The organism is Gemmiger formicilis, assembly GCF_016900095.1.
GTDB classification, from domain to species: domain Bacteria; phylum Bacillota; class Clostridia; order Oscillospirales; family Ruminococcaceae; genus Gemmiger; species Gemmiger formicilis_A.
Genome location: NZ_JACJJP010000003.1, coordinates 161,605 through 184,797, shown reverse-complemented (window position 1 = coordinate 184,797; position 23,193 = coordinate 161,605). Strand labels below are relative to the sequence as shown.

Sequence of the window (23,193 nt, the reverse complement as noted above, 5' to 3'; positions counted from 1 at the left end):
GGTGGAGATGGCCGCCTTTGCGGTGGGGGCGGGAATCCCGCTGCTGCTCACCTGGCGCAAAAACAAAGCCGCCCTGGTGCGGCTGGGCACCGGGCGGCAGCAAACCTGATTTTATTCGGCTTCGACGGTTTCGGCGGATTCGGCAGGTTCGGCAGCTTCCTCTTCCATTTCTTCTTCCTCCTCGGGGAACACATCCCAGAACTCGGTACGGCCGTAGATTTCGGTCAGATGGCGCAGTTTTTTGGCCAGCTCCCGGGTGAACACGCCGGGACGGGCCCGCCATTGCCAGTTGCCGTCCGGAATGGAGGGAATGTTCATCCGGGCTTCACTGCCCAGACCCAGAATGTCCTGGGCCTGGACGATGGCCAGATCGGCCACGCTGGACCAGATGCCCCGCAGCATGCCCCAGTTGTAGCCTTCCTCCTCGCTCAGCTGCAGATAGTCCACCGCCCGGGCACGGGCGTACTCGTTGGTGTTGGCAAACCAGCCGTTGGCGGGCTCGTTGTCGTGGGTGCCGGTGTAGGCCACGCAGGACCGGGGATAGCTGTGGGGCAGATATCCGCCGCCGTCCCGGCTGTCAAAGGCAAACTCCAGCACCTTCATGCCGGGGTATCCGGTGGCGGCCAGCAGGTCGTAGACCTCCTGGGTCAGAAAGCCCAGGTCCTCCGCAATGATCTCCCGGCGTCCCAGTTCCCGCTCGATGGTGCGGAACAGGTCGATGCCCGGGCCGGGCCGCCAGCGCCCGTTCACGGCGGTTTCGTCGCCGTAGGGGATGGCATAGTACCCCGCAAAGCCCCGGAAATGGTCGATGCGCACCACATCGTAGATGCCGCAGGTGTGGCGGATGCGCCGCACCCACCAGGCGTAGCCGTTGCGCTTCATCTCGTCCCAGTCATACAGCGGGTTGCCCCACAGCTGACCGGTGGCGGCAAAGGCGTCCGGCGGGCAGCCGGCCACCTCGGTGGGCAGCAGGTCCTCGTCCAGCTGGAACTCCTTCGGGCTGGCCCACACATCCACGCTGTCCGCTGCCACATAGATGGGCAGGTCGCCGATGATCCGCACGCCCTTTTCGTTGGCGTAGGTTTTCAGGGCCGACCACTGCCGGAAGAACAGATACTGCACCGCCTGCCAGAAACCCACCTCGTCCGCATAGGTGCGGCGGGCTTCCTCCAGGGCGGCGGGGTCACGCCGCACCAGTTCCGGCTCCCAGTCGTGCCAGGCAGCACCCTTGTGGGCGTCTTTCAGCGCCATGAACAGGGCATAGTCCGGCAGCCAGAATGCATTTTCCCGGCAAAACGCCCGGTAGTCCTCCGTAGGCTCGGCCAGCAGCCGGGCACAGGCCTTGTGCAGCACCGGATACCGCTTTTCGTAAATCACCGCATAGTCCACGGCATCGGGGGTGCCGCCCCAGTCGATGTCCTGGTACTCCTCGGGTTTCAGCAGGCCGTCCTCGGCCAGCAGATCCAGGTCGATGAAGTAGGGGTTGCCCGCAAAGGTCGAAAAGGACTGGTAAGGGCTGTCCCCGTAGCTGGTGGGACACACCGGCAAAATCTGCCAGTATTTCTGCCCGGCCAGAGCAAGAAAATCCACAAATTTTCGGGCTTCACGCCCCATAGTGCCGATGCCGGTGGTCGACGGCAGGCTGGACAAATGCAAAAGAATACCGCTGGAACGAGTCACGCTGATTCCGCCTTTCCTGAATTCTGTTTTCCATCATACACACAAAAAAAGCAAAAAACAAGCGCGGGTCCCCCCGTGCACCAAAGCTTCGGCAATGCGCACCAAAACGCAGCCGAAACTTTGTGCAAAAAACGGGGAAACCCGCGCCTTTTTTTTTGCGGATGTTACAGGGTCTGACCGCTGACCAGGCCGTTCCACAGTCGGTAGTAGATGCCCTTCTTGGCCAGCAGCTGGTCGTGGGTGCCTTCCTCCTCAATGCCGTCCTTGCCCAGCACCAGGATGCGGTCGGCATTCTTGATGGTGGTCAGGCGGTGGGCGATGGTCAGGGTGGTGCGGCCTTTGGCCAGGGCATCCAGACTCTGGCCCACCAGAATTTCGCTCTCGTTGTCCAGGGCGCTGGTGGCCTCGTCCAGCAGCAGGATGGGCGGATTTTTCAGGAATACCCGGGCAATGGAGATGCGCTGTTTCTGCCCGCCGCTGAGCTTGACGCCCCGCTCGCCCACATAGGTGTCATAGCCGTCTTTCAGCTCCCGCACAAACCCGTCGGCACCGGCCAGACGGGCGGCCTGTTCGATTTCCGCCCGGGTGGCGCCCGGCTTGCCGTAGGCGATGTTTTCTGCCACCGTGCCGCTGAACAGATACACGTCCTGCTGCACCACACCGATGGCGTCCCGCAGACTGTGCAGGGTGACCTGGCGCACATCCTGCCCGTCGATGAGGATGCGGCCGCCGGTCACGTCGTAGAAGCGGGGGATAAGGTTGCACAGGGTGGTCTTGCCGCCGCCGGAAGGCCCGACCAGCGCCAGATTCTCGCCGGGTTTGATCTGCAGGTTCACATGGCGCAGTACCTGGTTGTGGTCGTCGGGGTATTCAAAGCTCACGTCCTGGAACTCAATGCCGCCCTTGTCCACCTGCAGGGGTTTGGCGTCGGGGGCGTCCTCGATCTCTACCGGGGTGTCCATGATCTCGAAGAAACGCTCGATGCCGGTCATGCCCCGCTGGAACTGCTCTGCAAATTCCACAATGCGGCGGATGGTGGCAATCAGGGTGGACACGTACAGCACATAGGCCACCAGATCGCCGGCGCTGATCTTGTCGTACACCAGGAACAGGCCGCCGGCCACAATGACCACCAAGTACATCAGCCCGTCAAACAGACGGGTGGAAGTGTTGAAGGCGGCCATGGCGTGGTAGGTCTTTTTCTTGATGGTCTGGAAGGTTTGGTTGCCCACCTCGAACTTGGCCTTTTCCTGTTCTTCGGCGGCAAAGGCCTTGACCACCCGCTGGCCCAGCAGGCTGTCCTCGATGGAGGCGTTGAGCTCACCAATCTGGAACCGCTGCTTGCGGAAAGCCGCCCGCAGCCGCAGGTTCAGCCGCACGCTGACAATCATCATCAGGGGCACGCAGACAAAGACCACCAGGGTCAGGGGAACGCTGGCCCCGCACAGAATCACAAAGGAGGCCACAATCTTGATGGCGGCAATGAAAAATTCTTCGGGGCAGTGGTGGGCGAATTCGGTTACATCAAACAGGTCGTTGGTAATGCGGCCCATGATCTGGCCGACCTTGGTGTTGTTGTAGTAGGTGTGGCTCAGCCGCTGCAGATGGGCAAAGGCATCCCGGCGCATGTCGGTTTCGATGTACACGCCCATGATGTGGCCGGTGCCGGACATGTAGTAGCTGGCGGCGCCGTCAATGATGCGCAGCACCAGGTACAGCCCGGCCAGCTTGCCCACCGTGGCCACCGTCAGCACCACCGAAGGATCGGTGGCGGCGTTGGTCAGATACCGCATGATGGAGGGCAGCACGATGTCGCACAAGGTGGTCAAAGCGGCGCAGAACAGATCGAACAGCAGGATGCCCTTGTAGCGCATCAGATAGGGCAAAAAGCGGGAAATGCGCGCTGAATTGTTTGTTTTCTCGTTCATGAATGTATGATTCCTTCCTGTATGGCATGCAAAAGCCTTCCCCCCGGCAGGCGAAGGGAAGGTAAAAAACCTGATTTTTTATTCCGCCGGAACATCCTGAACCGGCACTTCCGCTGCGGGCACGTCTTCCGACGGCGGTTCCGGCGCTTCGGCGTGAGGGGCTTGTTGGGCGGGCGGGGCGGGTTCCGGTTCGGATGCGGGCGGTTCCACCACTTCCGGCGTCGGCACAGGCGTGGGTGTGGGGGTTGGCGTAGGTACGGGGGTAGGTTCGGGCGTGGGTACCGGTGTGGGAACCGGCGTAGGCACCGGTGTGGGTGCCTGGGTGGGCGGCGGCGTGACCACCGGCGCCGGGGCAGCTGTCACCACCGGGGCAGGGGAGGGCGTGGGTACCGCAGAAGGCGAAGGAGAGGGGGTGGCGGCCAGGGCGGCGATGGGTTCTACCTTGGTCTTCTGGCAGACGGTGCAGGTGTAGGTGCGCTCACCGGCAATGCCGGGCTGCGGCTCCTTGGTCACCCGGCCTTCGTCCCATTTGTGGCCCAGGGCATCCAGTTCCCGCTCCCGCACCTCACCGCAGATGGTGCAGACCTCTTTCACAAAGCCCTTTTCCTCACAGGTGGGGGCTTTGCGGCTGCCGTCCACTTCCTTGTAGGTGTGTTCGTGTTCGGCCGGCTCAAAGTGGGCGGTCACCACCACACCGCCGGCATCGGCGTTGGAAGGCACCGTAAAGGTCAGCTGGCTGGACGACCCGGCGGAACCGATGGACGCCGACCAGTAGGAGAACTTCCAGCCTTCGTTGGGTACGGCGGTCACGGTGGAGCAGCTGCCGCCTTTCTTGACCATCTGGCTGGTCTGTCCGCTGATGGTCCCCCCGCCGCTGCTCACGAATTCCACCGGCACTTTGGCGCCCCGCACCGCGATGGGATCGCTGGTGATAAGGCCCAGCGGCACGCCGTCCGGTTCGGGGATGGTGCCCAAGGGCTGGGGCCGCTGATCGGGGGTCTGGCTGGCGTGGGTGCGCACATATTCAAAGTAGGCGGTCACCGCCACCTTGGAAAGATGCACCCCGTCCGACAGGGTGTAATCCTTCTTGGCCCAGCCGGTGGTGTCGTCCCGCAGCACCTCGGCGGAATTCAGAAACCGGTATCCGTCCTCCTCGCACATCTGTACCAGGGCTTCGTTGTAAGCATCCACCTGGACCATGTCCAGACGGCTGTTTTCCCGCTGTTGGTCCAAAGGCGGAATGGCGCTGACGATGATTTCGGCATAGGGCCAGGCCTCGGTGATGGCCTGCAGGCCGGTGCGGTAGGTCTTGATGAAGTTGGTGGCATCGGTGGAGGTGCCGCCCAGATTGTTGGTGCCGAAACAGATGATGATCCGCCGCGGCTTGAGCTTGGCCACCGCATCGGGGATGGTGTACATCTGGCTGTCGCCCTTGAATTGTTCACATTTCAGGGTGGTGATGGCGCCCACCCCCATGCTCACCACACCGATGTTGTTTTTCAGGGAAGTGAAAGCGGAGCCGGTCTCGTCGGCATACATCATGTACCGTGCCGTGTTGGAATCGCCGATGAACAGGGTCTCATCCACATAGGACCGACCGGCGTCCTCCGTCTGCGGCAGTATGGTGGAAGTGTCGGTGACAGCGGGGGCGGCGGTGGGGTCCGGCTGCGACTGGGCAACCGGAACGGCGGTGGCTGCGGCTTCGGCGGTTTCCGGGCTGGCCGTGCCCAGGGTGTCCTGCTTGGCACAGCCCACCGTCAGGCAGAGGGCCAGGCCGACAGCCAGCGCTTTGCAAAGAGAGCGTTTCATGCCGTTTCTCCTCTCCGGGTTGACAGGGTTTTCGGGATGTTCCCATTTTACACCTGCCAATACAGCGCTGTAAACAGAAAAAACGCGAATTTTACGGCAAAAAGGACCTGCTTTGGTAAAGTTTTACAACTTTGTGGCCGTTGCTTTGTCACAAACAGAAAAAGCTGCCTGCGGCAGTGCCACCGCAGACAGCCTGAAGCGGGAATCAGACCCGCTGCTGCACAAAACGGATAAAGTTATCCCGTTCCTTTTCGGTCACGGCGTTGATCACATACATCTGGTTGCCCATGTCCAGGGCCAGGGCATCCGGCAGACGGTCGCACATCTTCATGCGGGACCCGTAGCGGGTCATGATCTGTTCGTGGGTGTGCAGATACTGCACACCGTCCCGGCGGCCGGCATACACGCAGTAGTAGTGGGGGCCGTTCAGGTCCAGATTGCGCACCTCGTCAAAGCAGACCATATCGGCCCAGATCTGGTAGCAGTCCACGCTGTTGGCAAAGTTGATCATATCCGGGGTGTAGCCGCCGGCGGGGCGCATGTTCACTTCCAGCGCCACATAATCGCCTTTTTTGCCAAGACCTTCCTTGTCCTCGTTCAGGCGGAAGAACTCGCAGTGGAAGAAGCGGCTCTTGGCGCCGAAGGCCTTGATGGTGGCAAAGCCCACCTTGCGCAGATCTTCCGGCACCCGCTTCTGGGTCCAGTAAGCCAGATCTCCCTGGGTGTTCACGATGTCCATGATGGGGGTGGGGAAGTAGTTGCTGGTGTAGAACAGGGGCACGCAATGGCTGTCGGCCACGCCGTCAAAGCTGACGATGGTGCCGTTGATGAACTCTTCCATAATATAGGGCACTTCCGGACGGGAAGCGTAGAAGTCCACCAGATCATTTTCATTTTCCAGCTTGTAGGTGGCTTCGGCGCCGCAGCCGTTGTCCGGCTTGACAATGACCGGATACCCCACCTGCTTGATGAATTCCTTGGCAGCCTCCAGAGTGGATACCATGTGATGCCGTGCTACCGGCACCCCGGCGGCGCGGTAGCTGTCCTTCATCTTGCTCTTGAACTTGATGCGCTCGATGAAGTCGTTCTTGGCGCCGGTGTTGATGTTGAAATCGGTGCGCAGAGCGGCATCCAGTTCCAGCCAGTACTCGTTGTTGCTTTCCACCCAGTCGATCTTGCCGTACTCGTGGGTGAAATACCCCATGGCGCGCACCATCTGGTCATAGTCCGCCAGGCTGTCCACCCGGTAATATTCGGTCAGGGTGGCTTTCAGCTCGTCGGGAATTTCGTCGTAAGGCGCATCCCCGATGCCCAGCACATTCACACCGTTGCGCTTGAGCCGGTCACAGAAATTCCAGTAGGTTTTGGGAAAATGGGGCGAGATAAACACGAAATTCATTTTACAGATTCCTCCTCGCAGGGGTCACACCGCCGCACCGCGGTGCCGCAAATCACACAAACCGGTTGGCCTGGGGATCGTACTCAAACCCTACTTCACGCAGGGTCTTGCACAGTTCGGTCCGGTCCACGTTTTCTTCCGCGCAGAAATCGTCCAGATCGATATGCCGGTCACGCAGCTGTGTATTGACATAGCTGTACAGGATCATGGGATCACGGGGCAGCATGGGAAAAACCTCGCTTTCAAGCTTTTTATGCGCAGATACGCATATAGAAAGAAAAAGCCGGCCACAAACCGTGACCGGCAATTTTTCCATCCAAATCAGACCGCGCGGGTGACCTTACCCGAGCGCAGGCAGCGGGTGCAGGCGTAGATATACTTCGGGGACCCATCCACGACAGCTTTTACGCGCTTCACGTTGGGGCTCCAGGTACGATTGCTCCGACGGTGGGAGTGGGATACCTTGATGCCGAACGCAACACCCTTGCCACAGCATGCACATTTGGCCATAGCTTGCACCTCCTTTAACATAGCTGTATTATCATAGCAAATCCTGCGGCAAAATGCAAGGGCTTTTTCAAAATATTGTAAAAATAATCCCTGCATTGTGCCGGTTCCCCCAGCAGGACCACCTCAAAATGCAGGCGCGCCCTTGTTTTAGGGGGGCATATACAGTATAATAACAAAGATAAGTCAAATGCAAGGGGGAACCCATCATGCACGGCCTGCTGGGCATCGAAGTTCTGTATGATTACCTGGTGCGCGCGCTGGCCGTGCTGCTGGTCATTCCGTTTCATGAGGCGGCCCACGCCTTTGTCAGCTGGCGCCTGGGGGACCCCACAGCCAAAAATGCCGGGCGGCTGTCCCTCAATCCGCTGCGCCATTTTGACCCGCTGGGCACCTTGTGTATGGTGTTGGGCGGGGTCGGCTGGGCCAAGCCGGTGGGCATCGATCCCCGGCGCTTCCGCAACCCCAAGGTGGGCATGGCGGTGTCGGCGGCGGCAGGACCGGTGTCCAATTTTCTGCTGGGATTCCTTTGTACCATTATATATAAAGTGGTCTGGTACGCCAGTTACGGCCAGGCGCCCCAGCTGATCATGGACTTCCTTTGGTATATGATCGCCATGAACATCAGTCTGGGGGTCTTCAACCTGATTCCGGTGCCGCCCTTTGACGGCAGCCGCATTGCGCTGCTGTTCCTGCCGCAAAAGCTGTATTTCCGGGTCATGCGCTATGAGCGCTATATCATGGCCGCGGTGTTGGTTCTGGTGCTCCTCGGGGTACTGAACAAGCCGCTGGGCTTTTTCGTCAACGCCGTGTACGGGGCATTTTTCAACGCGACCGAATTTGTGGAGGCCGCGTTCGGTCTGCTGTAAGGGGAATATCATATTTCATGGAAACCTTAACCTTTCATATAGAAGATTTTGAAGGTCCGCTGGATTTGCTGCTGCATCTGGTGGGCAAGAATAAGATGAACCTGTATGATATCAATATCATGGAGCTCATCGACCAATACACCGCTGCCATTGCCACCATGCAGCAGGACCGCATGGAACTTTCCAGCGAGTTCATCGACATGGCGGCCCATCTGGTGCAGATGAAAAGTGCCCTGCTGCTGCCCCGCAGTCCCGAAGCGGAGCGGATGAAAGCAGAGCTGACCGGCCGACTCATCGAGTACAGCGTCTGCAAAAAAGTGGCCGCGGCCCTGGGCAGCCGGGCGCGGGACCTGTACACTGCGGTGCGCAGCCCCATGCCGCTGGAAGGCGCGGCGGAGTATTCCCGCCCCCAGGACCCGGACAAACTGGTGCAGGCGTGGTTCAACCTGATGGGCCGCAGCCTGCGCCGCAAAAAGCCCCAGCAGGAGCGGTTCGAACCCCTGGTCACGGCACCCTTCGTGTCGGTGGCCAGCCGGGTGGCCCATGTCCTGCGGGGACTTCTGCGGGGCAGCCTGCACCGGATGGGACAGCTGTTCAGCCGGGAAGAAAGCCGCAGCACCAACGTGGCCACCTTTCTGGCCCTGCTGGAGCTGATCCGCGCCGGGCGCATCAAGGTGGATGACACCGGCACACTGCAGATGGACCGCACCCGCCGTCCGCGGCAGAGAAACAAGACAGCAGGGGAGGCAACCGCCCATGAATGAACGACAGAAACTCGGCATGATGGAAGCCATGCTGTTTGCCAACGGGGAACCGGTGGAAGCCGCCCGTCTGGCCGAAGCCATGCGCATTGAGGCCGACCAGGCCCGGGAACTACTGCAGACCCTGCAGTCGGAATACGACGCACGGGAAAGCGGTATGGTGCTGCTCCACTTTGACGGCGACCGCTGGCAGCTTTCCACCCGCCCGTATTACGGCGAGGTGGTCAAGCGCATCCTGGACACCCGGCACAATGCGCCTTTGTCCCCGGCGGCGCTGGAGGTGCTGGCCGTCATCGCCTACAACCAGCCGGTTTCCCGCAGCTTTATCGAGCAGGTCCGCGGAGTGGATTCCTCTTCCACCGTGGCCAAGCTGCTGGAACGGGGGCTGATTGAGGAAGCGGGACGACTGGACCTGCCCGGCAAACCGGTGGCCTTCCGGGTCACCGATACCTTCCTGCGGGTGTTCGGCCTGGGCAGCCTGGCGGACCTGCCGCCGCTGCATGAGGATGATCCCCAGGCAGCTCCCCCGGACAACGAACCTCAGCAGATGGAAATGGAGAATCTGGTATGACCGTCCTTCTGGGGGCGCTGGTGTTGGCGGGGCGGATCCTGCTGATTCTGGTGCTGGCGGTACTGGCTGTGGCGGTGGTCCTGCTGTTGGCCCCGGTGGGGCTGACCCTGCGCTGGACGCCTGCCGCTGGTGTTTCGGTGGGAGCCTATGCGGGGCCGCTGCACCGGGTTCTGTATCCCTGGCAGCATCACAAAAAGCCCAAAAAGGAAAAGTCGGCCCCCAAAAAAGAAAAAAGGGAAGCGTCTTTTGCCTCTCCGGCGCAGCCTGCGCCGAAACCGTCCCCGGAACCGGTACCCCCGCCCCCGGAAAAGCAACCGGAGGCGGAGCTCCCGGGCCAGGCACAGGGGCCTGCCCCCGCCGCGTCGGAAGAGGCTTCCGCTGACCCGGAACCGCCTCTGCCGCCCCTGGAGCCCGTGCCGGAGGACCTGACGCCCGGAGAACAGGACGCCCTTCTGGGGGCTGCCCGCATCTTCTTCGGCACGCTGGCACCCTACCGGGCCCGCCTGCTGCGGGGCATCACGGTGCAAAAGCTGCATGTGTTCTGGACCGTGACGGGGGAGGATGCCGCCGATACCGCTGTGGCCTATGGCCGGCGGATGGCGCTGAGCAACAATCTGCTGGCCCTGGCGCGGCAGTTCCTGACCATCCGGGCCGAATCCCTGCGCATGGAGCCGGATTTTACCGGCGAAATGGCCGGTAAGCGGATTTTTTCTTGCCAAATCCGGACAAGGCCGTATATAATATTGTTGATCCTGTTTTACCTGATGCGTCGGGACAAACAGGGCAAAGTTCCCTTGAATGCAATACTGGACCAGCTCGGCACGCTGTCTTGAAGCGGCGCGCGTGGAATATAGGAGGTAGTTTACTATGGCAGAACACCCGCTGCAGGGTATGATGGGCATCACCATGGACAAGGTGCGCGATATGGTCGATTCCTCGACCATCATCGGCGACCCCATCAAGGTGGATGATGAGACCACCATCATCCCGGTTTCCCGCGTCACCTTCGGCTTTGCGTCCGGCGGTTCGGACGTGGGTGCCAACGCCAGCAAACAGATGTTCGGCGGCGGTTCCGGTGCCGGGGTGTCCATCACGCCGGTGGCCTTTCTGGTCATCAATTCGGCCGGTGTGCGCACCGTACAGCTGATGGAGCACGCCACCACCATCGACAACGCCATTGCGGCGCTGCCCGAACTGGTGGACAAGCTGGCTTCCATGCTGGGCAAAGGCAAACCCAGCAAGGAAACCGCCACCGAGGCCGCCAAAGAGGCGTTTGCCCAGGCCGACGAAAAACAGAACTGACCCGTGCCCGGCCTCTGTGCGCCGGGGCCGCGGCAGACAAAAAACAATACAAAAAACAGGGCGCAAGGGGGCCTTTGGCCACTTTGCGCCTTTTTGAAAGGAATTTTTTATTATGGCAGAACAACGCATTCAGAAAGTCCTCTCCGACCAGGGCATCTGCTCCCGCCGTGCGGCGGAACGCATGATCGACGAAGGCCGGGTCAAGGTCAACGGTCACCCTGTGACCCTGGGCGACAAGATGGACCCCGACTATGACAAGGTCTCCATCGACGGCAAGACGGTGCGCATTGTCCGCAAGCGCAAATACATCTATATCATGCTGCACAAGCCCCGGGGCTTCATCACCACATCTTCGGACGAACTGGGCCGCAAGACGGTCATGGACCTGGTCAAGGGGGTGGGCCGCCGGGTGTATCCCATCGGCCGGCTGGACAAGGACAGCGAAGGCCTGCTGCTCATGACCGACGACGGCGCTTTCGCCAACCTGCTGACCCACCCGTCCGGCGGGGTGGGCAAGCTGTACCGGGTGACCGTGCGGCCCCGGGCCACCGAAGAACAGATCGTCAAGATGTCCAGCGGCGTGGTGCTGGACGACGGCGTCAAGACCGCCCCGGCGGTGATCCATGTGGTCACTGATGAACCCAACCGCACCGTGCTGGAAATCACCCTGCACGAAGGCCGCAACCGTCAGATCCGCCGCATGTGCGAGAGCGTGGGCCTGGAAGTCATCCGCCTGAAGCGCAGCGCCGAAGGCCCGGTCAAGCTGGGCATGCTGGCGCCCGGGGAATGGCGGGAACTCAAGCGCTCGGAAGTAACCGCCCTGCGCAACGCCGCCACCAAGTCCGGAGCAGCCAAAAAACCGGAGTGAATGAGAGTCTTTTTGCAAAAAAATACGAAAAAACCCTCGCAATTTGAACAAAATCCACTTGTCCCGCTTGAAATAAAGTAGTATAATCATTGCATATGGCATTGTGAAAACCATACTGCTAGCGATACAGGAGGTCACTAAATGGCTGCAAAGAAACCTGGCAAGGCAGAGCTCCTTGCCGCATTTTTTGACGATGGGAATTATACCGCGCTGTTTGCCGACGGCCCGGTCAGCGCCGCATACGGTTGTGCGGGCGGCCAGAGCGTGTACGCCGTGGTTCAGGACGGTCGTCCCGTCGATGTGGAAGATATCGAAAAGAACATCCGCGTGCTGAACATGGCCGCCGAAACCGGCGCTCCGGTGGTGACATTCTACAACTCCAACGGTGCCTGCCTGGAAAGCGGCCTGGGACTGCTGAACGCCAACTCCCGCCTGATGGCCCAGATTGCCCGGATCTCCGGTGTGGTGCCCCAGGTGGCCGTGGTCACCGGCACCTGCGCCGGCTCTTCCGCCGTGCAGGCGGCGGCCGCCGATCTGTGCGTCATGAGCAAGGACGGTGAGCTGTTCCTCAACGCCCCCTTTACCAGTGACGACAAGGTGGCCATTGCGGGCACCGCCGAGTTCGCGGCCCGCGCCGGTGTGGCTGCGGTTCTGGCGGACGACGACCTGCAGGCTGCCAAGAAAGCCGCTTCCATCGTGGCGTTGCTGCCCTCCAACAACCTGGCCGGCCCGGCGGTGTTTGATTTCGCCGCCCCCGCCAAGGCGCTGGACCTGAACAAGTATGATCCCGCTGCTGCAGCCGCCGCTCTGGCGGACGAAGGCAGCCTGGTGGAACTGTATGCCGGCTACGGCAAGGCCGTGTACACCGCCCTGGGCACCGTGGGCGGCGCCACCGTGGGCGTTGTGGCCACTGCCAAGAGCGCCATCAACCACCACTGCACCGCCAAGGCAGCCCGGTTCATCCGCCTGTGTGATGCTTACAGCATTCCCGTGCTGACCATCGTCAACACCGACGGTTTTGTCCGCAGCGAGGGCGACGATATGGCCGGCGGTATCCGTCAGGCCGCCCGTATGGCCGGTGTTTATGCCGAAGCCACCACCGTGAAGGTGGCTGTGCTGGCCGGTGAGGCCGTGGGTCCCATCTACACCGTCTTTGCCGCCTCCGCCGACTGGCGCATTGCCGTGGAAGGCTGCACCATCGCGCCGCTGGCGCCGGAAACCGCGGTCAGCGTTCTGTACAAGGACGAAATCTATGCCGCCGATAACCTGGAAAAGGCCACCAAGGCCAAGGCCGACGCCTACAAGGCGGAGGTGTGCAGCGCTACCGCTGCCGTGGCCAACGGGGCGGCCGATGCCGCCGTGGTACCTGCCGGTGTGCGCGCCGCCGTGACCCAGGCGCTGGATATGCTGGCCAGCAAGCGCGCTGTGCGCCTGGCCAAGAAGCACGGCAACATCACTCTGTAACATCACACGATATACATAGTTAAGGAGGACCCTGTCATGAAACATCTCACCGTTACCGTCAACGGCGTTGCCTATGATGTGACTGTTGAAGAAAACGGCGGCGCACCCGTCGCCCCGGCCGCGCCTGCCGCTCCCGCTCCGGCCCCCGCCGCCAAGCCTGCCGCCCCGGCTCCTGCTGCGGCTCCCGCTCCCGCCGGTGCCGCCGGTGCCGCCGGTGCTGTGACCGTCTCGGCCCCCATGCCCGGCAACATTCTGGATGTGCGCGTCCAGCCCGGTGCTTCGGTCAAGGCCGGCGATACCCTGATGATCCTGGAAGCCATGAAGATGGAAAACGAGATCTCCGCCCCGCAGGACGGCACCATTGCCAGCGTCAACGTGCGCAAGGGCGATACGGTGGCTTCCGGCGACGTGCTGTGCACCATGAACTGAGCCCCACGGCAGTTTGAAAAAGAGGTGAATCAGATTGGCTAAGAAACCCATTCAGATCACGGAAGTTGTCCTGCGCGACGCTCATCAGTCGTTGCTGGCTACCCGTATGACCATCGACGAGATGCTCCCTATCCTCAAGACGATGGACGAGATCGGTTATTTCTCCATCGAATGCTGGGGTGGCGCCACCTTTGATGCCTGCATCCGCTTCCTGGACGAAGACCCGTGGGAGCGCCTGCGCACCCTGCGCCGGGAAATGCCAAAGACCAAGCTGCAGATGCTGTTCCGCGGCCAGAACATGCTGGGCTATCGCCATTATGCCGACGACGCCGTGGAATACTTCGTGCAGAAGTCCGTGGCCAACGGCATCGACATCCTGCGCATCTTTGACGCCCTGAACGACCCGCGCAACCTGCAGACCGCCATCAAGGCAGCCCGCAAGGAAAAGGCCCACGTCCAGGCCTGCATCAGCTACACCCTGAGCCCGGTGCACACCAACGAATATTTCGTGGAGTACGCCAAGCAGCTGGAAGAGATGGGCGCCGACTCCATCTGCATCAAGGATATGGCCGGCCTGCTCAAGCCCTACACCTGCTATGATCTGGTCAAGGCGCTGAAGGAAGCCGTCAGCATTCCCATCGACATTCACAGCCACTACACCGCCGGTCTGGCTTCCATGTCCATCCTGAAGGGCATTGAGGCGGGCGCCGACATCATTGACACCGCCATGAGCCCGCTGGCTCTGGGCACCTCCCATATGCCCACCGAAAGCCTGGTCGCCGCCCTGCAGGGCACCGACTACGACACCGGCCTGGATCTTGCCAAGCTGAACATCGTGCGTGAGCACTTTGCCAAGCTGCGCGAGAAGTACATCGCCAACGGTCAGATCAGCCCGAAGGTGCTGGGCGTGGACGCCAACACCCTGCTGTATCAGGTCCCGGGCGGCATGCTGTCCAACATGATCAAGCAGCTGAAGGACGCTGGCAAGGAAGACCAGCTGGATGAAGTGCTCAAGGAAATCCCGCGTGTGCGTGAGGACGCCGGCTATCCGCCGCTGGTCACCCCCACCAGCCAGATCGTGGGCACCCAGGCCGTGTTCAACGTGATCATGGGCGAACGCTACAAGATGGTCACCAAGGAATTCAAGGGCCTGGTCCACGGCGATTACGGCAAGACCCCCGCGCCCATCAAGCCGGAATTCACCAAGATGATCCTCAAGGGCGAAGAACCCATCACCTGCCGTCCGGCAGACCTGCTGGAGCCCGAAATGGAAAAGATGAAGGCCGAGGCCGCCAAGTACGTCATCCAGGAAGAGGACGTGCTGACCTACGCCATGTTCCCGCAGGTGGCGCCCAAGTTCTTCGAAAAGCGCAACGCCCGCCTGCACGGCGTGGACGCCCAGCATGCGGATTACGCCAACAAGGCGCATCCGGTCTGATCCCGGCAATATTGTTTCACCCAAAGCCCCTGTGCCGAAAGGCACGGGGGCTTTCTGGCGTCTGGGGAGAGGGCACCTGCCGTCTTGCCAAACAGCGGTGTGGGTAGTATAATAAATCGAATACCTATCAGGAAAAATTTGCTGTGTGAGATGTGAGGAGTTCAGGTATGGTTCTCAGCATGACTGGCTATGGCCGGGCCGAGCAGACGCTCAACGGCCGCAATATTACGGTGGAGATCCGCAGCGTCAATGCGCGTTTTTTTGAGTATTCTTCCCGCATGCCGCGCACCTGCGCTTTTTTGGACGATAAGCTCAAGGCACTGGTGGGGGAGCGGGTACACCGTGGCAAGGTGGAACTGAACCTGACCATCCAGAGCGTGGCCGCCGCCGATACGGTGGTGCAGGTCAACTGGCCTCTGGCCGAAAGCTATCGCCAGGCCCTGAGCGCCATGGCCGAACGCCTGGACATCAAAAACGATGTGACCGTCATGGGCCTGGCCCGGTTCCCGGACGTGCTGTCCCAGACCGCGGCCCCCGCCGACCCGGATGCCTTGTGGGCGGACGTGGCCGGGGTGGCTGCCCAGGCAGTGGAGGCCTTCCTGGCCATGCGTGCCACCGAAGGCGCCAAGCTGAAGGACGATGTGGAAAACCGCCTGCAGGTGGTGGAAGACCTGGTGGGCCAGATCGAGCAGGGCAGTGCCGGTCGCGTGCAGGCGTATACCGAGCGCCTGTATGCCCGGCTGCAGGAACTGCTGGCCGACCGCAACATCGACGAAAGCCGCATCCTTACCGAAGCCGCCCTCTTTGCAGACAAGACCGCTATTGACGAGGAGACCGTGCGCCTGCACAGCCATGTGGCCCAGTACCGGGAAATTCTGACTCTGAACGAGCCCATCGGCCGCAAACTGGATTTCCTGACCCAGGAGCTGAACCGGGAAGCCAACACCATCGGTTCCAAGTGCCAGGACGCCGCCCTGACCCGGCTGGTGGTGGCTCTCAAGTCGGAGATCGAGAAAATCCGCGAACAGATCCAGAATATTGAATAAGAGGCCCGCATGAAACTGATCAATATCGGGTTCGGCAACCTGGTCAACGCCGACCGGCTCATCGCCGCGGTCAGTCCGGAATCCGCACCCATCAAGCGTATCGTACAGGACGCCCGGGACAAGGGTGCGGTCATCGATGCCACCTACGGCCGCCGCACCCAGTCGGTGCTGATCATGGATTCCGACCACGTGGTTCTTTCGGCCTTTCCGCCGGAAACCATCCTGGGCCGAGCACAGGAAGAAACCGCGCCCTGACCCGGTGCGTTTCGATACAATAGGGTATAGGATTGTGAACATATGGGGGATGCTAAAAGTATGAAAGGTGAAAAATATCTGTTTGTGGTGTCCGGGCCTTCCGGCACCGGCAAAGACACCGTGGTGTCCAAACTGCTCAGCGAACACCCGGACGTGAAAAAGACGGTGTCCGCCACCACCCGACCCATGCGGGAAGGGGAAGTGGACGGCGTCAGCTACCATTTCCTGAGCAAGGAACATTTCAAAGAAGCCCTGGACTCCGACGGCATTGTGGAGTATACCTGCTACTGCGACAACTATTACGGCACCCTGCGTTCGGAGATCGAGCGCCACATGAAAGCCGAAGAACCAGTTATCCTGGTCATTGAGGTGGAAGGCGCCGGCAACATCAAGCGCTTGTATCCCGGTGCCACCACCATCTTTGTGCTGCCGCCCAACATGCAGGAGCTGGAACATCGCCTGCGTTTCCGCGGCACCGAGAGCGAGGAAGTCATCCAGAAGCGGCTCAAGCGCGCCGAAACCGAGATTGCCCGCTCCGCCGACTACGACGAACATGTGATCAACGATGTGGTGCAGGACTGTGCCGACCGCATCTACGGCATCATCCGCAACCGGTTGTCCCAGCAGGACTGATTTACCCGAAAAGAGGGGAGGGCGCGTTTGCCAACGATTGCCAAGGTGGCGGTGAACGACGCCACCATTCATTTTGACAAGCTGTATTCCTACCTGGTTCCGGCGGAACTGTGCGGGCGGCTGTGGCCCGGTGGTATTGTGCTGGTGCCCTTCGGCCGGTCGGACAAGCCCCGCATGGCGGTGGTGCTGCAGCTGGCTGAGGAATCCGACCCGGACCCCAGGCTGAAAACCTTGCTGGCCGCCGCGCCGGAGGATGCCCGCCTGACCCCGGACCTGCTGGAACTGGTCCGGTTCCTAAAAGACCGGTATTTCTGCACCTGGTACGAGGCCGTCAAGGCCATCATTCCCTACGGGGCCCAGTATTGCCCCGGGGTGGAAGACGGCAAACCGGTGGTACGCGGCCGCCTGACCCGCCCGCTGGAAACGGTGTACACCCTGGTGGGGGAACTGCCCGCCAAACCCAAGCCCGGCCCGCGGCAGCAGGCTGCGGTGGAACTGCTGCAAAACGGTCCCATGACCCGCCGTGCGCTGGAGGACCAGGGGGTCGGCCGCACCACCCTGGATGCCCTGTGTAAAAAAGGTGTTCTGCGGGCGGAGGAACGGCTCAAGTCTCTGGATTTGTTTGCCGATATTCCCTTTGACCCGCAGCCCATCGAGCTTTCCCCCGAACAGCAGACGGCCTTTGCCCAGCTCAGCGAGGACCTGGATGCCCATCAGCCCCGGGCGGCCCTTTTGTACGGCGTCACCGGCAGCGGCAAGACGGCGGTGTTCCTCAAACTCATTGAGCGTACCCTGGCCCAGGGACGGCGGGCGCTGGTGCTGGTGCCGGAAATCGGCCTGACCCCCCAGATGATCCGCCGCCTCAAAGCCACCTTCGGCAGTCGGCTGGCAGTGCAGCACAGCGCACTGAACAACACCGAGCGCCTGCTGCAATGGCGGATGATTCAGCAGGGCAACGCCGATATTGTGGTGGGCACCCGCAGTGCCATCTTTGCCCCGCTGAAGGATATCGGCCTGATCATTCTGGATGAGGAGCAGGAACACACCTACCAGAGCGAATCCTCGCCCCGTTACTCCGCCCATGAGGTGGCCAAAAAGCGGGCGGCTGCGGAGAACGCCCTGCTGGTCTTTGCTTCCGCCACCCCCCGCATCGAGACCACCTATGCCGCCCGGGCCGGGCGGATGCGGCTGGTCACCCTGCGGGAACGGTACGGCGGCCGGCCGCTGCCCACGGTGGAATTTGCCGATATGCGGGCGGAGATGACCGCCGGCAACCCCCGGGAGGTCAGTGCCCGCCTGGCCGGGGAACTGGCCGAAAACCTGCGCCGGGGGGAACAGAGCATTCTTCTGCTCAACCGCCGCGGCTACAACACGGTGGCCATGTGCGCCGACTGCGGCCAGGTGGTCAAGTGCCCCAACTGCAGCGTGCCGCTGGTCTACCACAAGAACCGGCAGGCGCTGATGTGCCACCACTGCGGGCATATGGTGCACCCGGCTCCCACCCGCTGTCCGGAATGCGGCGGCAAGCTGCTGTACAGCGGATTCGGCACCCAGCGGGTGGAGGAGGAACTTCACCAGCTGCTACCCACCGCCCGCATCCTGCGCATGGATCAGGATTCCACCGGCCAGAAGAACGCTCACGAAACCATGCTGACCAAGTTCGGCCGGCAGGAATACGATATCCTGCTGGGCACCCAGATGGTGGCCAAGGGCCTGGATTTCGAGAAGGTCACCCTGGTGGGGGTGCTGGGCATCGACTCGCTGCTCTTCGGTCAAGGCTTCCGCGCCTACGAAAGCGTGTTCAGCCTGATCACCCAGGTGGTAGGCCGGGGCGGCCGCGCCGAACTGCCTGGTCGCGCCCTGATCCAGACGGCGGTGCCGGAACACCCGGTGCTGCAGCTGGCGGCCCGGCAGGATTACCCCGCCTTCTATCAGGAGGAAATCTCCTTCCGCCGTCTGAGCCTGTACCCGCCCTTCTGTGCCCTGTGCGTTGTGGGCTTTACCGGCGCACAGGAGGGGGCCGTGTTCACCGCGGCCAGCCGGTTCGGCCGGATACTGGCCGATCTGGCATCCCGACACCCGGACCTGCCGCTGCGGATGCTGGGCCCTGTGCCCATGAACATCCTCATGCTGGGGGGCCGCTACCGCTACAAACTCACCCTCAAATGCCGCAACGATGCGCAATTCCGTGCCTTGCTGCGGGCAGCGCTGGACGCCTACGCCGCGGAAAAACTGCCCGGCAAGGCAAGCGTTGTGATCGATTTCAATTCGGACGGCGACCTGTAAAACGGCGCTGTCACACTCATACAAACCCTTTGATTTTTGGAGGTATATACCATGGCACTTCGCACCATTGTCCAGGACGGCGACCCGATCCTGAAGAAAGTCTGCCGCCCCGTTACCAAGTTTGACGACCGTCTGGCCACCTTGCTGGACGATATGAAGGATACCCTGTACGACGCCGACGGCTGGGGCCTGGCCGGCCCGCAGGTGGGGGTCATGCGCCGGATTTTCATCTCGCTGGATGACCGCAACGCCCCCGAAAACCTGCCCGAAGGGGAGCATCTGCCCATCATGGAGTTCATCAACCCTGAAATCCTGGAACTCAGCGATGAGCAGGTGGAACTGTATGAGGGCTGCCTGTCCTTCCCGGGACATAACGGCGCCATCAAGCGGGCCAAGCACGTGAAGGTGCGGGCCCAGGACCGCCACGGCGAGTGGTTCGAGCTGGAAGCCGACGATATGTTTGCCCGCTGCATCCAGCACGAGAACAACCACCTGGACGGCATCACCATCATGGATCTGGCCACCCATTTCTATGAGGATGACTACCCCGAAGACGAGGGCGAAGAATAATGCGTATCCTGTTCATGGGCACCCCGGACATTGCCGCCGAAAGCCTGGCCGCCCTGATTGCGGCGGGGCATGAGATCGTGGGTGTGTTCACCCGGGCGGATAAGCCGGTGGGCCGCAAACAGATTCTGACGGCGCCGCCTGTCAAGCAGCTGGCGGTGCAGCACAACATTCCGGTGTGGCAGCCCGCCACCCTGCGGGACGGCAAGGCGGAACCGATTTTCCGGGACCTGGCCCCCGATCTGGTGGTGGTGGTGGCCTACGGCCGCATTCTGCCGCCGGAACTGCTGCACATTGCCCCTCTGGGGTGCATCAACCTGCATGTGTCCCTGCTGCCCAAATACCGGGGTTCTGCTCCCATCCAGTGGTCGGTGCTCAACGGCGATCCCGAGACCGGCGTCACCATCATGCAGCTGGACGAAGGCTGCGATACCGGCGATATCCTCATGGTGGAGCGGGTGCCCATCGGTCCCGAAACCACCAGCGGGGAACTGTTTGATCAGGTTTCCGCCATCGGCGCCAGGACGCTGGTCACGGCGGTGGAAAAGCTGGCTGCCGGGGAACTGACCCCGCAGCCCCAGGACGATTCCCAGGCCACCCAGGCCCCGCCGCTGAAAAAGGAGATGGCCCAATTCCACTTTACCCAGTCCGCCGCCCACATCCACAACTGGGTGCGGGGCATGAACCCCTGGCCCGCCGCCTTCTTTGAACTGGACGGCAAGAAGGTCAAGGTGCTGGAAAGCCGCCTGGCTTCCAACGAGAACGCCGCCCCGGCGGGCACGGTACTGGCCCTCAAGCCCCTGACCATCGCCTGTGGGGAAGGCGCCTTGCAGCTGCTCACCGTCACGCCGGAAGGCGGTCGGCCCATGGCCGGCACCGCCTGGGCAGCGGGCCGCCGTCTCAAGGCGGGGAACAGCCTGTGACCGCCCGGTATCTGGCCGTCAAGGCCCTGGTGCGCCAGGAACAGGACGGCTACGCCAACCTGGTTCTGGACGCCGAGCTCAGCCGCTGCCGTCCGCCTCTGGAAAGCCGGGATGCCGCCTTTGCGGCCCGCATCTTTTACACGGTGCTGGAACGGCGCAACCTGCTGGACTGGACGCTGGACCGCTTTCTGAAAAAGCCAGTGCGCAAGCTGGATGCCCCTGTGCGGGCCATTCTGCGGGCCGGGTTGGCCCAGGCTTCCTACATGGAAGTGCCCCTGCCCGCCGCTGTCAATGAATCGGTCAAGCTGGCCCGGGCCTTCGGCAAGACCAGCGCGGCGGGCATGGTCAATGCGGTACTGCGCCGGGCCGCTGCCTGCCATCCCAGGCCGGAAGACTTTCCGGACCTTTCTCAGCGGCTCCAGACCTATTATAGCCTGTCCGCCCCGGTGGCCAAACTGCTGCAAACCCAGTACGGCGCCGAAGCCGAGGCCATGGTCGCGGCTTTTTACCTGCCTGTGCCCACCTGGGTGCGGGTGAACACTTTGAAAACCGATGCCGCCGCCCTCACCGATGCCCTGACAAGGGAAGGCTGTACCGTGGAACCCGGCCCCTGGGCCAACTGCCTGCGGGTACAGTTCCCCGGCAGCCCCGCCGCCACCCAAGCATTCCGCCGGGGGCTTTTCCATGTGCAGGGGCTGGCCAGCCAGTTCGCGGCGGACAGCGTGCAGGCGGCGCCCGGTATGCGGGTGCTGGATCTGTGCGCCGCCCCGGGGGGCAAAAGCCTGACCATGGCCCAGGCCATGGAAAACAAGGGAGAGCTGTACAGCGGTGAGGCGGTGGAATCCCGCGTGCCCCTGCTGCAAAAGGCCTTTGTCCGGTGCGGGGTGAGTTGTGCGCACCCCTTTCATGGGGATGCCTCCCGACCCGACGCCGCGCTGGCCAGGGCGCCTTTTGACCGGGTGCTGTGCGACGTGCCCTGTTCGGGATTGGGGGTCATCGGCAAGAAGCCGGACATCCGCTACAAGGACCTGGACGGGCTGGATGAGCTGTGCGCCCTGCAAAAAAAGATATTACAAAATGGTTCCAAATACCTTGCCGAAACCGGCCGTTTGGTGTATTCTACCTGTACGGTGAACCAAAACGAGAACCAGGAAGTGGTGGCGCAGTTTTTGCGGGATAACCCGGATTTTGCCGTTGTCCCGCCCGAAAATCTGCCCGACCAGGCAAGACAAACGCCTTATGGAACCCTGTTTTTGCCCGGAACCGCCGGGTTCGATGGGTTCTTTGTGGCCGTTCTGGAACGCCGGACATGAAAGTTTTCGTAAATTTTACATCCTTTCGTGACCCAAAGATGACCGGAACATGGTATGATAGAAAGAGGTGGAGAAATTGTCCGACCAGCGCCCCGTGTGCCTGACCGATTTGACCCTGTCCCGCTTGACCGACTATGTCAAGGGGATGGGGCAGCCTGCGTTTCGGGCCAAACAGATCTTCAAGTGGGTGCACCAGAAGCTTGTCACCGATTTTTCCGCCATGACCGACCAGCCCAAATCCCTGATCCAGACCCTGGAACAGAACTGCACCCTGGCCGCCCCCACCATCCGGCGGCGCCAACAGTCCAAGGACGGGACGGTCAAATATCTGCTGCAGCTGGCCGACGGCAACTGCATCGAGACGGTGCTCATGCGGTATCATTACGGCAACACCGTCTGTGTGTCCACCCAGGTGGGCTGTGCCATGGGCTGCCGGTTCTGCGCCTCCACCCAGGCGGGCCGGGTGCGGGACCTGACCCCCGGCGAGATCGCCTCGGAGATCTACACCGCCCAGAAGGACACCGGCGAGCGGGTCTCCCACATCGTGCTCATGGGCATCGGCGAGCCACTGCACAACTTTGACAATGTGATGGACTTCCTGGAGCTCATTTCCTGCCCGGAAGGTCTGAACATTGGCATGCGCAACATCAGCCTGTCCACCTGCGGCCTGGTGCCCAAGATCGATGAGCTGGCCCAGCGAAAGCTGCAGCTGACCTTGTCGGTGTCCCTGCACGCCCCGGACAACGCGGTGCGCAGCAGCATGATGCCGGTGAACGATGCCTATCCGCTGGAAGAGCTGATCCCGGCCTGCCGCCGGTACCAGAAGACCACCGGCCGGCGCATCAGCTTTGAATATTCCATGGTACGGGGTGTCAACGATTCCCCGGCCATGGCCCGCAAACTGGCCGATCTCATCCGGGGGATGGGGGCACACGTGAACCTGATTCCCATCAACCCGGTGGACGGCAGTCCCTATTCCGCCACCGACGAGGAAAACGTCCGCCGTTTCCGCCAGATGCTGGAAAATTTGGGCGTCAATGCCACGGTGCGCCGCCGCCTGGGGGCCGATATCTCGGCCGCCTGCGGGCAGCTGCGCCGGGAGGACGCCAAGCAGGCCGCCCAGAACGGGCAGGCCTGATTACACT

23 protein-coding genes are annotated in these 23,193 nt (G+C 61.8%); 17 read left to right on the top strand and 6 right to left on the bottom strand.

Annotation, left to right across the window (positions count from 1 at the left end):
* Positions 1–111: 111 nt before the first annotated feature.
* From malQ to rpmB, 6 genes are all read right to left on the bottom strand, one after another.
* Complete coding sequence (gene malQ, locus H6B15_RS02760; protein ID WP_204645805.1) at positions 112–1,680, bottom strand: 4-alpha-glucanotransferase; 1,569 nt, start codon at positions 1,678–1,680, stop codon at positions 112–114.
* A gap of 164 nt (positions 1,681–1,844) precedes the next feature.
* On the bottom strand, positions 1,845–3,608 hold the full coding sequence (locus tag H6B15_RS02755) for an ABC transporter ATP-binding protein (protein WP_204645802.1): 1,764 nt from the start codon (positions 3,606–3,608) through the stop codon (positions 1,845–1,847).
* Positions 3,609–3,686: 78 nt separating this feature from the next.
* Positions 3,687–5,417 (bottom strand): SGNH/GDSL hydrolase family protein, encoded by a 1,731-nt coding sequence (locus tag H6B15_RS02750; protein WP_204645800.1) that lies wholly within the window; start codon positions 5,415–5,417, stop codon positions 3,687–3,689.
* A 205-nt stretch (positions 5,418–5,622) separates the two neighbouring features.
* The gene (locus tag H6B15_RS02745; RefSeq protein WP_204645799.1) at positions 5,623–6,816 is read right to left on the bottom strand and encodes an ATP-grasp domain-containing protein; all 1,194 of its coding nucleotides are present in this window, start codon (positions 6,814–6,816) and stop codon (positions 5,623–5,625) included.
* 52 nt (positions 6,817–6,868) lie between these two features.
* Positions 6,869–7,042 (bottom strand): DUF4250 domain-containing protein, encoded by a 174-nt coding sequence (locus H6B15_RS02740; protein WP_204645798.1) that lies wholly within the window; start codon positions 7,040–7,042, stop codon positions 6,869–6,871.
* A 95-nt stretch (positions 7,043–7,137) separates the two neighbouring features.
* Positions 7,138–7,326, bottom strand: coding sequence for a 50S ribosomal protein L28 (gene rpmB, locus H6B15_RS02735; protein WP_204645797.1), 189 nt, complete (start codon positions 7,324–7,326; stop codon positions 7,138–7,140).
* A gap of 206 nt (positions 7,327–7,532) precedes the next feature.
* Between rpmB and H6B15_RS02730 the strand changes: the two genes are divergently transcribed.
* The 17 genes from H6B15_RS02730 to rlmN all read left to right on the top strand — a co-directional run bounded on the left by H6B15_RS02730 (position 7,533) and on the right by rlmN (position 23,186).
* Positions 7,533–8,192, top strand: a complete 660-nt coding sequence (locus H6B15_RS02730) for a site-2 protease family protein (protein WP_204645796.1) — start codon at positions 7,533–7,535, stop codon at positions 8,190–8,192.
* Positions 8,193–8,209: 17 nt separating this feature from the next.
* The gene (locus H6B15_RS02725) at positions 8,210–8,956 is read left to right on the top strand and encodes a segregation and condensation protein A (protein WP_204645795.1); all 747 of its coding nucleotides are present in this window, start codon (positions 8,210–8,212) and stop codon (positions 8,954–8,956) included.
* On the top strand, positions 8,949–9,524 hold the full coding sequence (gene scpB / locus H6B15_RS02720; RefSeq protein WP_204645793.1) for an SMC-Scp complex subunit ScpB: 576 nt from the start codon (positions 8,949–8,951) through the stop codon (positions 9,522–9,524). The genes H6B15_RS02725 and scpB overlap by 8 nt, the downstream gene beginning before the upstream one ends.
* Positions 9,521–10,357 carry a DUF2953 domain-containing protein gene (locus H6B15_RS15645; protein ID WP_204645792.1) on the top strand — a complete coding sequence of 279 codons (837 nt, stop codon included), beginning with the start codon at positions 9,521–9,523 and terminating at the stop codon, positions 10,355–10,357. The genes scpB and H6B15_RS15645 overlap by 4 nt, the downstream gene beginning before the upstream one ends.
* A gap of 34 nt (positions 10,358–10,391) precedes the next feature.
* Positions 10,392–10,826, top strand: a complete 435-nt coding sequence (gene ytfJ, locus H6B15_RS02710) for a GerW family sporulation protein (RefSeq protein WP_204645791.1) — start codon at positions 10,392–10,394, stop codon at positions 10,824–10,826.
* Between the two features lie 112 nt (positions 10,827–10,938).
* Positions 10,939–11,694: a pseudouridine synthase gene (locus H6B15_RS02705; protein WP_204645790.1), complete on the top strand. Its 756-nt coding sequence runs from the start codon at positions 10,939–10,941 to the stop codon at positions 11,692–11,694.
* A gap of 141 nt (positions 11,695–11,835) precedes the next feature.
* Positions 11,836–13,158 (top strand): carboxyl transferase domain-containing protein, encoded by a 1,323-nt coding sequence (locus H6B15_RS02700; protein ID WP_204645789.1) that lies wholly within the window; start codon positions 11,836–11,838, stop codon positions 13,156–13,158.
* Positions 13,159–13,194: 36 nt separating this feature from the next.
* Positions 13,195–13,587: a biotin/lipoyl-containing protein gene (locus H6B15_RS02695; RefSeq protein WP_204645788.1), complete on the top strand. Its 393-nt coding sequence runs from the start codon at positions 13,195–13,197 to the stop codon at positions 13,585–13,587.
* Positions 13,588–13,621: 34 nt separating this feature from the next.
* Entirely contained in the window at positions 13,622–15,025 is a 1,404-nt protein-coding gene (locus H6B15_RS02690) for an oxaloacetate decarboxylase subunit alpha (RefSeq protein WP_204645787.1), read from the top strand.
* Positions 15,026–15,192: 167 nt separating this feature from the next.
* On the top strand, positions 15,193–16,071 hold the full coding sequence (locus H6B15_RS02685; RefSeq protein ID WP_204645786.1) for a YicC/YloC family endoribonuclease: 879 nt from the start codon (positions 15,193–15,195) through the stop codon (positions 16,069–16,071).
* Positions 16,072–16,080: 9 nt separating this feature from the next.
* Complete coding sequence (locus H6B15_RS02680; RefSeq protein ID WP_204645785.1) at positions 16,081–16,326, top strand: DUF370 domain-containing protein; 246 nt, start codon at positions 16,081–16,083, stop codon at positions 16,324–16,326.
* Between the two features lie 60 nt (positions 16,327–16,386).
* Positions 16,387–16,959, top strand: coding sequence for a guanylate kinase (gmk, locus tag H6B15_RS02675; RefSeq protein WP_204645783.1), 573 nt, complete (start codon positions 16,387–16,389; stop codon positions 16,957–16,959).
* 27 nt (positions 16,960–16,986) lie between these two features.
* Entirely contained in the window at positions 16,987–19,245 is a 2,259-nt protein-coding gene (priA, locus tag H6B15_RS02670) for a replication restart helicase PriA (RefSeq protein ID WP_204645781.1), read from the top strand.
* A 51-nt stretch (positions 19,246–19,296) separates the two neighbouring features.
* On the top strand, positions 19,297–19,815 hold the full coding sequence (def, locus tag H6B15_RS02665) for a peptide deformylase (RefSeq protein WP_204645779.1): 519 nt from the start codon (positions 19,297–19,299) through the stop codon (positions 19,813–19,815).
* The gene (gene fmt, locus H6B15_RS02660) at positions 19,815–20,735 is read left to right on the top strand and encodes a methionyl-tRNA formyltransferase (protein WP_204645778.1); all 921 of its coding nucleotides are present in this window, start codon (positions 19,815–19,817) and stop codon (positions 20,733–20,735) included. The genes def and fmt overlap by 1 nt, the downstream gene beginning before the upstream one ends.
* Positions 20,732–22,048, top strand: coding sequence for a 16S rRNA (cytosine(967)-C(5))-methyltransferase RsmB (rsmB, locus tag H6B15_RS02655; RefSeq protein ID WP_204645777.1), 1,317 nt, complete (start codon positions 20,732–20,734; stop codon positions 22,046–22,048). Before fmt ends, rsmB begins: the two co-directional genes overlap by 4 nt.
* A gap of 76 nt (positions 22,049–22,124) precedes the next feature.
* Positions 22,125–23,186, top strand: coding sequence for a 23S rRNA (adenine(2503)-C(2))-methyltransferase RlmN (gene rlmN, locus H6B15_RS02650; protein ID WP_275950953.1), 1,062 nt, complete (start codon positions 22,125–22,127; stop codon positions 23,184–23,186).
* Positions 23,187–23,193 lie beyond the last annotated feature (7 nt).